Here is a 15920-nt window from a genome sequence, read left to right on the forward strand (position 1 = left end):
TTTCTTTTCCGCGTGGCCTTTTCTCCACCCCCCCCCCCCCCCCCGGCCCTGTCTCCGGCGTGGTCCCTGGGGGGGGGGGGGGGGGCCCCGCCGGGCGGGGGGGGGGGGGGGGGGGCCCGCCCCCCCCCCCACGACGACGTGGTCCGCGTCCGGTTCAGCCGCGGACGGCGCTCATGATCAACGACGCGTGGATGGCCTCGGCCGCCGTGGCACCCGCCGCTGCCGCCGCGGTGAACGACTGCTTCCACCGGGAGGCCAGGTCCCCGGCCGCGTACAGGCCCGGGACGCTGGTGCACTGGGTGTCGTCGACGCTCAGGTAGCCCGCGTCGTCGACCGTCAGCTTCAGCTCGTCGACCGCTCGGGCGACGACGGGCTGTTGCCGCTGCGCCGGCGTCCACACCAGCGTCTCCCGCTCCAGCATGCGGCCGTCGTCGAACTCGACCGCGTACAGGGCTCCTTGACGGTGGTGCAGGCGGCTGATCGTCCCTGTGACGACCTCACCGCCCATGCTCTGCGCGGCGGTGCGCGCGCTCTCGACGCCCGGCATCGACTCGTGGCAGATGGCGACCGTGTCGCTGCTCCACGCACGGAACGCCACCGCGGAGAACGTGGCGAGTTCCGCGTTGTCCACGACGACGCCCCAGCGCCGGTCGGCGTTCTCCTCGCCGAGGCAGAACGGGCAGTGGATCACACTCCGGCCCCAGCAGTCCGAGAACCCGTCCACCTGTGCCGGATGGATGTCGACGACACCGGTGGCGAGCAGGACGGTCGACGCCTCGACGGTTTCGCCGTTGTCGAGACCGACATGGAAGCGGCCGTCGTCCGTGGTGCCCACGTTGTCGACGTCGGCTTCCCGAAGCTCCACGGTCGCGTACCGGGACAGTTCCTTCCAGGCGCGCGTGCGGATCTCGGCGGGAGTGGCGCCGTCCAGACCCACATGCCCGTGGACGCCTCCCGACGCGCTGTTCCGCGGTGCGCGCCGGCTGTCCACGAGGACCACTCGCTGGCGGTACCTGGCCAGGGCGAGCGCCGCCGTGAGCCCGGCGGGGCCGGCCCCTACGACGACCGATTCGGTTTCGCTGTTCGAGGACATGCGTCGGTACCTTCCGTCGGGAACTTGGCCGGGCCCCGTCCCGGTTCTGCCGGGACGGGGCCGCACGAGGCGAGGGGCTGCTCAGCCGCCGACGTACTGCGCCAGGTGTTCGCCGGTGAGGGTCGAGCGGGCGGCGACCAGGTCGGCGGGGGTGCCCTCGAAGACGATCCGGCCGCCGTCGTGACCGGCACCGGGGCCGAGGTCGATGATCCAGTCGGCGTGCGCCATGACCGCCTGGTGGTGCTCGACGACGATGACCGACTTGCCGGAGTCGACCAACCGGTCCAGCAGGGCGAGGAGTTGCTCGACGTCGGCGAGGTGCAGGCCGCTGGTCGGCTCGTCGAGGATGTAGATGCTGCCCGTACCGGCCATGTTGGTGGCCAGCTTGAGGCGCTGCCGCTCGCCGCCGGACAGGGTGGTGAGTGGCTGGCCGAGGCTGAGGTAGCCCAGCCCGACGTCGCCCAGCCGGGCGAGGACGGAGTGCGCGGCCGGCGTACGCGCCTCACCGGTGCGGAAGAACTCCTCGGCCTCGACCACCGGCATCGCGAACACCTCGCTGATGTCCCGGCCGCCGAGGCGGTACCTGAGCACCGACTCCTGGAACCGCTTCCCCTCGCACTCCTCGCAGGTGGTGGCGACACCCGCCATGATCGCGAGATCGGTGTAGATGACGCCGGCGCCCTTGCAGTTGGGGCAGGCGCCCTCGGAGTTGGGGCTGAACAGCGCCGGCTTGACGCCGTTGGCCTTGGCGAACGCCTTGCGGATCGGTTCGAGCATTCCGGTGAAGGTCGCCGGGTTGCTGCGCCGGGATCCCTTGATGGGCGACTGGTCCACCGTCACCACACCGTCCCGCCCGGCCACCGAGCCGTGGATCAGGGAACTCTTGCCGGAGCCCGCGACGCCGGTGAGCACGGTGAGCACGCCGAGCGGGATGTCCACGTCGACGTCCTGCAGGTTGTGGGTCGCCGCGCCGCGCACCTCCAGCAGGCCGGACGCCCTGCGGACCGACGGCTTCACCGAGGCCCGGTCGTCCAGATGCCGTCCGGTGATGGTGCCGCTGGTCCGCAGCTCCTCGACGGTGCCCTCGAAGACCACCTGACCGCCGCCCGTACCGGCCTTCGGCCCGATGTCGACCACGTGGTCGGCGATCAGGATCGTCTCCGGCTTGTGCTCCACCACCAGCACGGTGTTGCCCTTGTCGCGCAGCCGGAGCAGCAGGTCGTTCATGCGCTGGATGTCGTGCGGGTGCAGGCCGACCGTGGGCTCGTCGAAGACGTAGGTGACGTCGGTGAGCGCGGAGCCGAGATGGCGGACCATCTTGACGCGCTGCGCCTCACCGCCCGAGAGCGTGCCCGACGCCCGGTCGAGCGAGAGGTAGCCGAGCCCGATGGAGACGAACGAGCTGAGGGTCTCGTCGAGAACCTTCAGCAGCGTCGCGACCGAAGGGTCGTCGATGGCGCGGATCCATGCGGCCAGGTCGCCGATCTGCATCGCGCACGCGTCGGCGATGCTGACGCCGTCGATCTTCGAGGACCGGGTCAGCGCGCTGAGCCGGGTGCCGTCGCACTCCGGGCAGACGGAGAACGTCACCGCCCGCTCCACGAAGGCGCGGATGTGCGGCTGCAGCGCTTCCTTGTCCTTGGTGAGGAACGACTTCTGGACCCGCGCGAGCAGGCCCTCGTAGGTGGTGTTGATCCCCTTGACCTTGACCTTGACCGGGTCCCGGTGCAGGAAGTCGTCCCGCTCCTGGTCGGTGTAGTCGCGGATCGGCTTGTGCGGGTCGAGGAAGCCCGACTCGGTGAACGACTGCACCACCCAGCCGTCGGGCTTCCAGCCGGGGACGGTGATCGCGCCGTCGGCCAGCGACTTGGAGTCGTCGTAGAGCCGGGTCGGATCGATGTCGGTGACGGAGCCCATGCCCTCGCAGCGCAGACACATGCCGCCGACGACGCTGAAGCCCTTCTCGATCTTCTTCCCGTTCACCACCAGCGTGCCCGACGCGTCGGCCGTGGCCACGTTGAAGGCGAACGCCTTCTGCGAGCCGATGTACGGCTTGGCGAGCCGGCTGAACAGGATGCGCAGCAACGCGCCCGCGTCGGTGGCGGTGCCGACCGTGGAGCGGGGACTGCTGCCCATCGGCTGCTGGTCGACGATGATCGCGGTCGTCAGCCCGTCCAGGACGTCGACCTCGGGGCGCGCCAGTGTGGGCATGAAGCCCTGGATGAAGGCGCTGTAGGTCTCGTTGATCAGCCGCTGCGACTCCGCGGCGATCGTGTCGAACACCAGCGAGCTCTTGCCCGAGCCGGAGACACCGGTGAACACGGTCAGCCGGCGCTTGGGGATCTCGACGTCGACGTTCTTGAGGTTGTTCTCACGCGCACCGTGCACGCGGATCAGATCGTGGCTGTCGGCAGCGTGCAGCGCAGACGACTCTAAGTCCGTCCTCGTGCCGGCGGTCATGGTGTCCCTCCCATGTGTTGGCCACGGCACGCCGTCGTCGTACGGCCCAAATCGAGCTGATTTTGACCTCGTTTGCCGGACACGTTGCGCGTCGGTCGGCACGAACGCCGGAATGCCGTTGTCGGTGGAAATGTCAACTGAGGTCATCGGATACCGGTACTGCGGCACGAAGCTACCACGCCGTCGTTACGCCATGTACGAGTTGTCCTGCACCCAGTGGAAGCCGCGGTCGACGAGAGGGAATGTGGCGAGATTCAGTCGGTGCAGTCGTACCCGCAGCCGGCAGCCGTCGACTTCGCCGTCCAGGGCCAGCTCGTCGTCGGCGGGACGCTGCAGCGCGAAAGTCGCGTTCCACTTCGGATCGGCCATCTTGAGCAGGCTCATCGAAAGGCGGTCCAGGTCGACCGCCGCGACATAGCCGCCGTCGAGGGAATCGTCCATGCGCTGGATGGTGACGGCGTCGGCGGAGTCGAAAACGACGCGACGCCAGCGTTGTCCGTCGGTGGTCAGCGGAGGCTGTCGCTCACCGTCGACCGTGAATTCCTCCACGTCCCAGATGCCGTACAGTTCGGGCTTTTCCCGTCCGCCGCCGTACGTCTTCCAGACCGACCAGTCGTTGCGCAGCTGTGCGCGCAGCAGCCACAGACCTGCCGCGACCTGTGCGGCCGCGGCGATCCGGTTCGCGCCGGGCGTGCGGAACAGCTCCTGCCGGGACGACGGGCGGACCGTACGGTCCGACAGAAAGGCTTCGGCCAGGCGCGCCGACTCCGGTGCCAGCAGCACCAGGCTCAGCAGGAGCAGATGGAACGAATGGATCTTCACCGGGACGTCGTAGGTCATGTTCAGAATGAACACCTGGGTCAGTTCCATCGCGCACAGCAGCGCACCCAGTGTCGCCGTCCGTGGCAGGATCAACAACAGCCCGCCGGCGATTTCCGCGCAGCCCAGCAGGATTTGGTACGGCTTGGAGGAGCCCGTCTGCGCCCACAGCACACTCATGGGGCTGAAATGGCCGAAAGGCTCGACGAGTTTGGTGAGTGGCATCTGAAACTGCAAGGGAATAGCTTTGGCGGCACCGTAGGAGAACATCTGCCCAGCGAGGCAGAACCGGACCACCAGCCGGAACCACGAGTCCAGCGCCTCGTAGTCCGTCCGGTGTCGGTCCAGCAGGGACCAGATCGGTGTTGCCGCGGCGGCGCCCATCAGCCAGGTGAACTGCCCCACCCACGCGTTCAGGTCGTCGCCGCCGTCGAAGCGCTCGCCCAATTCCTTGTCGAATACGTGAGTGGCCACCCATTTCCGCACCGGACGCATCGACCAGAGTTTCGCCCAGGCGTCGGCCGCCTCCTGCTTGTGACCCAGTCCGCCACCCCGCAACGTCAGGAAGATCTGGGGTGTCGTCAGGCAGTAGGACCCCGCGTAGACGAAGGCGAACCGGAAGGCGCCCCGGGCGACACCGCTCCACTGCGACGAGTTCGGCGGGGTGCCGGTCCGCGGGCTCCTGCGTCTGGTCGCCCGGTTGGGCTGTGAGGGTGCCAGGAGCCGTAGCAGCTTGCCTGCGCGTGCCTTCATGATTCATCACCTTCACACGGGCCGGATGCGCGGTTCGGACATTCCCCGGTCGATGGATCCGGGGTCAGTTGCGGCGGAATCGGCCGAGCCAGGCGGGCAGTTCGAGGGGTTCCGATGCGGACGGGAGGATCCCGTGCAGGGTGGTGTCGGTGACGGACTCGACGGTCCAGCCGTCGGCGAAGCCCTGGCGCAGGTCGTCGGCGGTCCGCTTCGGGCCGGGCGGCTCCGACGCCGGGATCCCCTCGATCACTTCGGCGAGCCGCGCCTGCATCTGCGCGGCCCCGCGGTCGCTGACCTCCAGCACATGCGCGAGCGCCCCCGGGCGGCAGACGCGATGCAGCGCCGCCGCATAGGTCCGCAGCCTGTCGGCGTCGAAGGTGTGCGCTAGGCCGCAGTCGATGACGGTGTCGAAACGTCCGTCGTAGCCGGTGAGTTCGAGGGCGTTGGCGACGGCGAAGGTGGCGTCGAGTCCGCGCTCCTCGGCCTTGCGCCGCGCGATGGAGACCGCCTCGGACGACAGATCGAGCCCCGTCACCGCGTAGCCCTTGCCGGCCAGGTGGAGTATGTCCTCGCCGGTGCCGCAGCCCGCGTCGAGCACCGCACCGCTGATGAGTCCCGCCGCCTCGAGTGCGACGAAGGCCGGCTGCGGCCCGCCGATGTCCCAGGGCGGACGCTTGCCGAACGGGCTCTCGCCGCGGTAGACGGCGTCGAAGACGTGGGTCAGCGCGTCGATTCCGTCGGGCCGGGAAGCGGGTTCAGTCATGCGGCCATGATTGCGCCGTCCTCGGTTCCGCTTTCGATCTCTTGCCGACTTCTGTCATACGGCCGTCTCCCGTCCCGGAGATCCGGCGTGAAAGAAGACGCCACGGTGCGCCGAATGCCGTCCTGATCAGGTCGTTCCAGCCGACTGCGGGCCGTACGTCCGGGTCTGGTTGGGTTTCTGGCCGACATCTTTCACGTCGGTTGATCCACCTCAGAGCGGCGACGACGATCAGGCACAGCGACTGGCCGCTGATCTGGATACCACATGTACAGGGGGGACTCTGGATGGGCTACACCGGCGTCACGGCGGTTCAGGAGGCCATGTGGCTCCAGCAGGAGCTGGCCCCCGACCGGCCGAACAATGTGGTGACCCTGTGGGACGTCGACGGTGACCTGGACATCCCACTGATCACCGAGGCGCTGCGCATGGCGGTGTCCGAGGCCGGGGCGCTGACGCTGAACTTCCGCCGGGACGAGGGCGGTCTGCGCGCGGTGACCCGCGATCCGGAGCGCCCGGAGCCGTTCCACTTCGACGTCAGCGCCGCCGGCGACCCCGACGACGCCGCCCGGGCCGTGGTCGCCGAACTGGTGAGCCGGCCGTTCGACCTGGGTGCGGACGCCCTCTTCCGCATCGGCTCGATCCGGCTCGGGGTCACCCGCCACCTCGTGGTTCTCGTCTTCCACCACATCGTCACCGATGCGTTCGGCGTCGTCACGCTGCTGTCCCGGCGGATCGCGGAGATCTACCGTGCGCTGCGCTCCGGTTCAGCCGTGCCGGAGCTTCCCGCGAACGCGCGGGGAGACGCTCAGCAGAAGGACGCCGCGTACCGGGCGTCCAAACGGTTCGCCGAGGCCGAGGAGTTCTGGCGGGACTACCTCGCCGACGAGCCGACCGCGGCGCGGCTTCCCGCCGGCGTCCGTCCCGCCGGCGACGGCCGGTCGGCCGGGTACTGGGACGGCCTCACCGAGCCGCTGGGCATGACCACCCGCACCGCGCGGATCCCGGCCGCCGAACTCGCCGCCTGGAGGCGCACGGCCGACGTGGTCGGAACCAGCCTGCCGGACCTGCTCGCCGCGGCGGCCACCGCGTTCCTGCAGCACATGTGCGCCGTGCCGGAACCGCTGCACGAGTTCACCGTCAACCACCGCGTCGGCGCCCTGCGACGGTCGCTCGGTCTGCTCTCCAACCGGCTGCCCCTCCGGGTCGAGGTGCCGCCCGCGGCGACCCTCGTGGAGCTGGCCGAGGCGCTCGGCCAGGAACGGCGGCGGGTGCTGCGGCACGCGGGCCACGACGTGTCCCTGATCAAGCGGACGACGGGGCACGCCGGGTCGGTGCGCAGCCCGTTCGGCACCCTCGTCAACGTCATCCCCTTCGTCGAGACGCTCGATCTCGCGGGCAGCGTGGCACGGTTCGCCGGCGGCACGTTCGGTGTGATCGACGAGGTGATGGTCTCGACCTACACCGACGGCGGGGCCGACAGCGATCTTTTCGTCCGCTTCGACGCCCCGCAGGCGCACTACGGGGACCGGGACGTCGCCGGTCTCGCCGACAGGTTCGTGACGTTCGTCCGGGCCGCCCTGGCCGACCCGAGCGCCCGGCTCGGGGACGTCAGCGTGCTCAGCGCCGCCGAACACCACGCGCTCCTCACCGAGTTCGCCGGCCCTGAGGTCACCCCGACGGGCCTGACGCTGACGGAGCTGCTGGAGCGGCAGGCCGGCGCCACCCCCGAGGCGATCGCGGTGACCTTCGAGGACACCTCCCTGACCTATCGGGAGCTGGCCGACCGCTCCGGTCGGCTGGCCCGCATGCTCGTCGAGGGCGGCGCCGGGCCCGAACGGTTCGTCGCCGTCGCGATTCCCCGGTCGCTGGAGCTGGTCGTCGCACTGGTCGCCGTACTGAAGGCGGGCGCCGCCTACGTCCCGGTCGACCCCGACTACCCCACCGCCCGCGTGGAGTTCATGCTCGCCGACGCCGGGCCGACGCTGCTCCTGTCGGTCAAGGGCACGGCGGACCGGCTGCCCCCGACGGACATCCCCCTGATCACGGTCGACGAAGCCCAGCTCACCGACGGGCCCACCGCGCTCGCGCCGCACTCCGTCGAGCACCCGGCGTACATGATCTACACGTCGGGATCGACCGGCCGGCCCAAGGGCGCCGTCATCACGCATGCCGCGATCGTCAACCGACTGCTGTGGATGCAGGACCGCTACCGCCTGGACGGCTCCGACCGGGTGCTGCAGAAGACCTCGGCCTCCTTCGACGTGTCGGTCTGGGAGTTCTTCTGGCCGCTGATCACCGGCGCCGGCCTCGTCGTGGCACGGCCCGACGGGCACCGCGACCCGAGCTACCTCGCCGAGCTGATCCAGCGGGCCGGGGTCACGACGCTGCACTTCGTTCCGTCGATGCTCGCCGAGTTCGTCGACGACGAGGCGGCGGGCGCCTGCACCGGCCTGCGCCGCGTCATCTGCAGCGGCGAGGCACTGCCCGCCGAACTCGCCACGCGCTTCGACGAGTTGCTGGGGGTGCCCCTGCACAACCTGTACGGGCCGACCGAGGCGGCCGTGGACGTCACGGCGTGGCAGTACCGGCCCGGGGCGAGCACCGTACCGATCGGCACGCCGATCTGGAACACCGCGCTGTACGTGCTCGACAGCCGGCTCGGACTGGTCCCGCCCGGGGTGTACGGCGACCTGTACATCGCGGGCGCCGGCCTCGCCAGGGGCTACCACGACCGCTCGGCCCTGACCGCGGAACGCTTCGTCGCCTGCCCGTTCGGCCCGCCCGGGCGGCGCATGTACCGGACGGGCGACCTGGCACGCTGGAACGAGTACGGCGAGCTGGAGTTCGCCGGACGAGCCGATCACCAGGTGAAGATCCGCGGCTTCCGGGTCGAACCCGCGGAGATCGAGGCGACGCTGGCCGCGCACCCCGGGGTGGCGCACGCCGCCGTCCTCGCCCGGCGCGGCCGCGGCGCCGACGGGGCCGCCCAGCTCGTCGCCTACATCGTCCCGACGACCTCCGGCAGCATCGGCGGGTCCGGCGTGGACTGGGACCTCCATGCCGGGCTGGACATCGCCGAGCTGCGGGGCTTCGTCGCGGCCCGGCTGCCCGCCCACCTGGTACCCGCCGCGTTCGTGCCGCTGGACCGGCTGCCGCTGACCGCGAACGGCAAGCTGGACCGGGCGTCACTGCCCGAGCCGGAGTTCACCGGCCAGGCTCACCGGCCGGCCCGCACCAGCGAGGAGCACGTCCTGGCGGCCGCGTTCGCCGAGGTGCTCGGGCTCAGCAGGATCGGCGTGGACGACGACTTCTTCACGCTCGGCGGCGACAGCATCCGGGCCATCCAGGTGGTCGCCCGCGCCCGGGCCGCCGGACTCGCGCTCAGCCCGCGCACCGTGTTCGAGTGCCGCACCGTCGCCGCGCTGGCCGCGGCCGCGACCCGGGACACCGCCCCGACGGCACTCGCCGAACTCGACGGCGGCGGCGTCGGCCTGCTGCCGCTGCCGCCGATGGCACGGCTGGTCGCCGAGCGCGGACCCGGCCTCGACCGGCTCGCCCAGTGGCTGGTGCTGGAGGTACCGGCCGAGACGGACCACGACAACCTCACCGCCACGGTGCGCGCCGTCCTCGACCGGCACGACGCACTGCGTTCCCAACTGGTCGACGACGGTCTGCTGGTGCACCCGCCCGGCTCGGTCGACGCGGCCCGGCTCATCAGGCGCGTCGAGTGCCCGGGCGACTGGAGCGGGGACGAGTGGCAGGAGCTGCTGCGCACCGAGGCGGCCGCCGCGACACGCGACATCAGGGCCTCGGACGGCACGATGCTCCGGCTGGTGTGGTTCGAGCCGGACACCGGCGGCACCGGGCGCCTGCTGGTCGCGGCGCACCACCTGGTCGTCGACGGCATGTCCTGGCGGGTACTGCTCCCCGACCTGGCCGAGGCGTGGCGGCAGGCCCGCACCGGTGAGGCCCCGGCGCTGCCGCCGGTGGGGACCTCGATGCGGCGCTGGCTGCACGCGCTGACCGACGAGGCGAGCCGGCCCGGGCGGGCGGCGGAGGTGTCGCTGTGGCGCGACGTGCTCGCCGCCCCCGTGGCCGCGGTCGGATCCAGGCCGTTCGACCCGAAGGCCGACGTCACCGCGGCCACGGAAACCGTGCGCGTCCAGCTCCCCGGAGACCTGACCGACGCCGTGCTGACATCGGTGCCGGCGGCGTATCGCAGCGGCGTCGACGACGTGCTGCTCACCGCCCTCGTGCTGGCACTGGCCCGGCACCGGCGGGGCGTGACCGACGACGCCACGGTCGTACGCCTGGAAGGCCACGGTCGACAGGAGGAGCTGGCCCCGGGCGCGGACCTGTCCCGCACGGTCGGCTGGTTCACCACCGTCCACCCGGTCCGGTTCGACCTCTCCGGCATCGATGCCGACGAGGCGATCGCCGGGGGAGCGGCCGCCGGCGACGCCCTCAAGCGCGTGAAGGAGCAGCGGCGCGCGCTGCCCGACCAGGGCATCGGCTACACCCTGCTCCGCTACCTCAACGACGAGACCGCGGCGGTGCTGCGCCCGTACCCGGCGGACGAGATCGGCTTCAACTTCCTGGGCCACTTCTCCTTCGACGGCCCCGGGGCGGCACACGGCCCCGGATGGGCACCCGCGCCGGAATGCGCCGAACTCGTCGCGGCTCCCGACCCCGGCATGCCGGCGCTCGGCGCACTCGAACTCAACTCCCTGGTCACCGACACCGGGGACGGCGCCCGGCTCACCGCCCTGTTCACCTTCGCCACCGGCGTGCTGTCCGCCGCCGAGGTCCGCGACCTCGCCGACACCTGGTGCGCCGCCCTGCGCGGCCTGCACACCCTGGTCACGACGGGCGCGACCGGCCTGACCCCCTCCGATGTGGCGCCGGTGCGCGTCGGCCAGGCCGAACTGGACACCTGGCAGCGGCGGTTCGGCCGGGTGAGCGACGTGTGGCCGCTCACACCGCTGCAGGACGGCCTGCTGTTCCACACGCTGCTCGCGGACACGGCCTCCGAGGCCTACCAGACCCAGTTCGTGTTCCGGCTCAGCGGCCCCGTGGACGCGGTGCGCCTGCGGGCCGCGGGCCAGGCCCTGCTGGAGCGGCACCCGAACCTGAGGGCGGCGTTCCTGTCGAGCGCGACCGGCGAGTCCGTGCAGATCGTGGTGGACGACGTCCCCCTGCCCTGGCGACAGGTCGACCTCACCGGCGACCCCGAGGCCGAGACACGGCTCGAGGAGGTCCTCGCCGAGGAGCGGGACACCCGCTTCCGCCCCGACAGCCCGCCGCTGCTCCGGCTCACCCTCGTCACGCTGGGACCGGAACGGGCCGAGCTGGCGCTCACCGCCCACCACGTCCTGCTCGACGGCTGGTCGGTCCCGCTGATCGGGCGGGAACTGATGGACCTGTACGCGACCGGCGGCCACGACACCCACCCGCCGCGCCCCCACGGCTACCGGGACTTCCTGCGGTGGCTGTCACGGCAGGACGCGGCACGCTCGGCCCAGGCGTGGGCCACGGAGCTGGCCGGTGTGGCGGAGCCGACCCTCCTGGCGCCCACGGCACGCCCCGACGGCGGCGGCAGCGGGCAGGTCGACGCGGCACTGAGCGGCGACGACGCCACCAGGCTGGCGCGTCGTGCCGCCGAGTGGGGCGTCACCCCCAACACTCTGGTGCAGGGCGCGTGGGCCGTCGTACTCGCCGAGCTGACCGGTCGCGAGGACGTGCTGTTCGGCACCACCGTCGCCGGCCGGCCGTCCGAACTGCCCGGCGTGGACACGATGATCGGCCTGTTCATCAACACGGTGCCGGTGCGGGTGCGCCACACGCCGACCGACCGCCTCCCGCAGCTGCTGGGGCGACTGCAGGACGCCCAGGCGCGGCTGCTGGACCACCACCACCTCGGGCTCGCCGACATCCAGCGGTCGACCGGGCTGAGCGCGCTCTTCGACACGCTCGTGGTCTTCGAGTCGTTCCCCGTCGACCGCGTCGGCCTCTCGGCTGCGGGCGCATCGGCGGATCTGGCGGTGACCGGCATCCGCCCGTACGCCCCGCCGCACTACCCGCTGACCGTCATCGCCGCGGCCGACCCGCTGCTGCGCCTCTCCTTCCAGTACCAGCGTGACGCCTTCGCACACGCCGAGGTGGAGGTGATCGCCGACCGGCTGGTGCGGGTGCTGCGGCAGTTCGCCGCCGACCCGGAGACCACCGTAGGCGCGATCGACGTGCTCTCCGACGCGGAGCGCGAGCAGGTGCTGCACGGCTGGAACGACACCGCGACGCCGCTGCCCGAGCGGACCGTCCCCGAGCTGATCGCCGAACAGGCGGCCGCGACACCGGACGCGGTGGCCGTCGAGTACGACGGTCACCGGCTGACCTACCGGGAGCTGGACGAGCGCGCCAACCGGATGGCCCACTGGCTGATCGAGCAGGGCGTGGGGCCGGAGTCGCGCGTGGTGGTGCTGCTGCCTCGCTCGCTCGACCTGGTCGCGGCGCTGCTCGCGGTGTGGAAGGCCGGCGGCGCCTATGTGCCGGTGGACCCGGAGTATCCGGCAGCGCGGGTGCGGTCCGTGGTCGAGGACAGCGCGCCGGTGCTGGTGCTGGACCCGCGGCGGCTGGCCGAGGCCGACCTGTCCGCCCACCCCGCCCGCGACCCGGGGACCACGGTCGGCTTCCACCACACCGCCTACGTCATCTACACCTCCGGCTCCACCGGAAAGCCCAAGGGCGTGGTCATCGAGCACGGCACCCTGAGCAACCTGCTCACCGGCATGCGGGACCGTTTCTCGCTGTCGCCGGACGACCGGCTGCTGGCCGTCGCCACCGTCGCGTTCGACATCGCCGCGCTGGAACTGTTCCTGCCCCTGCTGACCGGTGCCCGGGTGGTCCTGGCCGGCAAGGACACCATCACCCAGCCCTCGGCGCTGCTCGACCTCGTCCAGCGCGCGGGCATCACCCTCATGCAGGCCACCCCCGCCCTCTGGCAGGTGCTGGTCACCCACGTCCCGGCCTGCCTGACCGGGCTCCGTGTCATCACCAGCGGCGAAGCCCTGCCCACACCCCTGGCCCACACCCTGTGCGAGCAGGCCGCCGAGGTCACCAACCTCTACGGCCCCACCGAGGCCACCATCTACTCCACGGCCGCCCGCCTCGACCCCGGCACGGCCGGCATGCCTCCCTCCATCGGCGGCCCCGTCACCAACGCGCGGATCCTCATCCTCGACCGCACGCTCCACCCCGTGCCTCCCGGCGTGACCGGTGATCTGTGGATCGCCGGGCACGGCCTGGCCCGTGGCTACCACGGCCAACCGGGCATGACCGCGGAGCGGTTCGTGCCCGATCCGTTCGGTCCGCCGGGCACGCGGATGTACCGCAGCGGGGATCTGGCCCGCTGGACCGGCACGGGCGAGGTCGAGTACCTCGGGCGCTGTGACCACCAGATCAAGCTGCGCGGCTTCCGCATCGAACCCGCCGAGATCGAGCGCACCCTGACCGGTCATCCGGCCGTCCGCCAGGCGACCGTCATCGCCCGCGAGGACAACCCGGACGACCGGCAACTGGTGGCGTACCTGGTGCCCGAGCCGGGCGGCGTCGTGCCGCCCGCGGAGCAGCTGCGGACGCTGGTGGGGGAGCGGCTGCCGCAGTACATGGTCCCGGCGGCGTTCGTGGTGCTGGCGGAGCTGCCGCTGACACCGAACGGGAAGCTGGACCGCCTGGCGCTGCCGCGGCCCGAGTTCGACGGGGACGAGTACCAGGCTCCGCGCACGCCGCGGGAGGCGGTGCTGTGCGGGCTGTTCGCCGAGGTACTCGGGGTGGAGCGGGTCGGCATCGACGACGACTTCTTCGCCCTGGGCGGACATTCGTTGCTGGCCACCCGTCTGGTGGCGCGGGTGCGCGCCGAGCTGGGCGTGGAAATCCCGATCCGGATCCTGTTCACCGCCCCCACCGTCGCCGAGCTGACCGACCGTTGGAACGAGATGTCTGCCTCTTCCCGAAAGCCGCTGCGCAGGATGAGCGAAAGGTAGAAGCGCCATGATTCCCCTCTCTTACGCGCAGCGGCGGATGTGGTTCATCAACCGCTTCGAGGGTCCTTCCTCGACGTACAACATTCCGCTGCTCCTGCGGTTCCACGGAGCGCTCGACACGGCCGCGTTACGCGCGGCGTTCCAGGACGTGATGGTCCGCCACGAGGTCCTTCGGACGGTGTTCGACGACGTGGACGGCGAGCCGTTCCAGCGCGTCCTCGACCCGGCCGAGATCGAGCTGCCCTGGCAGGACTGGGGCCGGGTCGCGCCCGAGCGGGTGCCGGGTGTGGTGTCGTCGGTGTCCGGCAGTTGGTTCGACCTGGCGGTCGACGTACCGCTGCGGGGTTCCGTCGTCCAGTGCGGTGAACAGGAATTCGTGCTGGTGCTGGTGATTCACCACATCGCCGGTGACGGCGGATCGCTGGCGCCGCTGGCGCGGGACATCTCGCTTGCATACCGGGCCCGCGTGGCCGGGAGCGCACCGGAATGGTCCGAGCTGCCCGTGCAGTATTCCGACTACGCGTTGTGGCAGCAGGAACTGCTCGGGGACGAGTCCGATCCGCAGAGCGTCCTGTCGGTTCAGGCGGCCTACTGGCGCGAGGAGTTGGCGGGGGTTTCACGACCGCTGTCGCTGCCCCTGGACCGGTCCCGCCCCGAGGTGGCGAGTTTCCACGGCGGATCCGTGGAACTCGGGCTCCCGAGCGAGGTGCGGGCGCGGGTCGAGGAGCTGGCGCGGGCGCGTGGTGTGACGGTGTCGATGGTGTTCCAGACCGCGCTGGTGATGTTGCTGCACCGGCTGGGCGGCGACGAGGACATCACCGTCGGCGCCCCGATCGCGGGCCGCACCGACGAGGCGCTCGACGATCTGATCGGTTTCTTCGTCAACACCTGGGCGCTACGGGTCCAGGTGGGCGCGGACCGGTCGTTCGACCGGGTGCTGGAACAGGTACGGCAGAAGGCGCTCGCGGCGTACGAGAACCAGGACGTCCCGTTCGAGCGGCTGGTGGAGCTGCTGCGGCCGGAACGGTCGACCGCCCATCACCCGCTGTTCCAGGTCGTGCTGGCGTGGCAGAACAACGCGCGGCCGGAGCTGGACCTGCCGGGTGTGACGGTGTCGATGGAGCCCGTTCCGACGGGCTCGGCGAAGTTCGACCTGTTCTTCAACCTGGCGCCGGACGAGTCCGACGGCTCGGTCGTGGGGGAGATCGAGTACGCCACCGACCTCTTCGACCGCTCGACGGTCGAGGGCTTCGCGGCGGGGTTCGTCCGGGTCGTGGAGCAGGTCGTGGCGGACCCGCAGGCCACCGTCGGCGCGCTCGACGTACCGACCGACGCGCGGCGGGAGCACGCCACCACGGGCGGCCCGCGGGAGGCCGCGGGCCGCCCGCTCGACGCCGAGGAACGCCACAAGATCCTCGTCGAGTGGAACGACACGGCCCGCGACTTCCCGTGCCCCGGCCCCGTTCACCTGCTCTTCGAGGAGCAGGCCAGGCTACGGCCCGACGCGATCGCACTGCGCTGGGCCGGCGGAACCATGACCTACGCAGAGCTGAACCAGCGGGCGAACCGGATCGCCTGGGACCTCAAGGAGCGCGGCGTCGGCCCGGAGACCGTGGTCGGTGTCGGCATCCGGCGCGGCCCGGCCATGGTCGCCGCCGTGTTCGGCGTGCTCAAGGCGGGCGGGGCCTACCTGCCACTGGAACCGTCGTTGCCGGCCGAGCGCGTGGCCGACATGCTCGCCGACGCCGAATCGACCACGGTGCTGTCCACCTCGGACACCGAACGCTGGACGGTCCCGGACGGCGTCCTGGTCATCGAGGTGGACGAGTCCCGGGCGGCGCAGGCGGCGCTCCCCGATCCGGAGCCGGTCGCCGGGCCGGACAACACCGCCTACATCATCTTCACCTCCGGCAGCACCGGAAAGCCCAAGGGCGTCGTGGTCACCCATCGCCCCGTCCACAACCTGCTCAACTGGTGCTATCGCACCTTCGGC

6 protein-coding genes are annotated in these 15920 nt (G+C 71.4%); 2 read left to right on the plus strand and 4 right to left on the minus strand.

What is annotated here, in order from left to right; all coding sequences use genetic code 11:
- Window positions 1-154: 154 nt before the first annotated feature.
- The 4 genes from ACIF83_RS35165 to ACIF83_RS35180 form a co-directional block, all read right to left on the minus strand.
- Complete coding sequence (locus tag ACIF83_RS35165; RefSeq protein WP_393481202.1) at window positions 155-1093, minus strand: FAD-dependent oxidoreductase; 939 nt, start codon at window positions 1091-1093, stop codon at window positions 155-157.
- An 81-nt stretch (window positions 1094-1174) separates the two neighbouring features.
- Window positions 1175-3553 carry an ATP-binding cassette domain-containing protein gene (locus ACIF83_RS35170; protein WP_393481205.1) on the minus strand — a complete coding sequence of 793 codons (2379 nt, stop codon included), beginning with the start codon at window positions 3551-3553 and terminating at the stop codon, window positions 1175-1177.
- 186 nt (window positions 3554-3739) lie between these two features.
- The gene (locus ACIF83_RS35175; RefSeq protein ID WP_399733056.1) at window positions 3740-4867 is read right to left on the minus strand and encodes a DoxX family protein; all 1128 of its coding nucleotides are present in this window, start codon (window positions 4865-4867) and stop codon (window positions 3740-3742) included.
- A gap of 322 nt (window positions 4868-5189) precedes the next feature.
- Window positions 5190-5888, minus strand: a complete 699-nt coding sequence (locus ACIF83_RS35180; RefSeq protein WP_393481210.1) for a class I SAM-dependent methyltransferase — start codon at window positions 5886-5888, stop codon at window positions 5190-5192.
- Window positions 5889-6172: 284 nt separating this feature from the next.
- Between ACIF83_RS35180 and ACIF83_RS35185 the strand changes: the two genes are divergently transcribed.
- Together ACIF83_RS35185 and ACIF83_RS35190 are read left to right on the plus strand one after the other, a co-directional pair.
- Window positions 6173-13927 carry an amino acid adenylation domain-containing protein gene (locus ACIF83_RS35185; protein ID WP_399733059.1) on the plus strand — a complete coding sequence of 2585 codons (7755 nt, stop codon included), beginning with the start codon at window positions 6173-6175 and terminating at the stop codon, window positions 13925-13927.
- Between the two features lie 7 nt (window positions 13928-13934).
- Window positions 13935-15920, plus strand: a 1986-nt coding sequence (locus tag ACIF83_RS35190) for a condensation domain-containing protein (RefSeq protein ID WP_399733062.1), incomplete at its 3' end; no start/stop codon positions are given.

Origin of the sequence: Streptomyces sp. NPDC085866, assembly GCF_044541035.1 — a bacterium.
Lineage (GTDB): Bacteria > Actinomycetota > Actinomycetes > Streptomycetales > Streptomycetaceae > Streptomyces.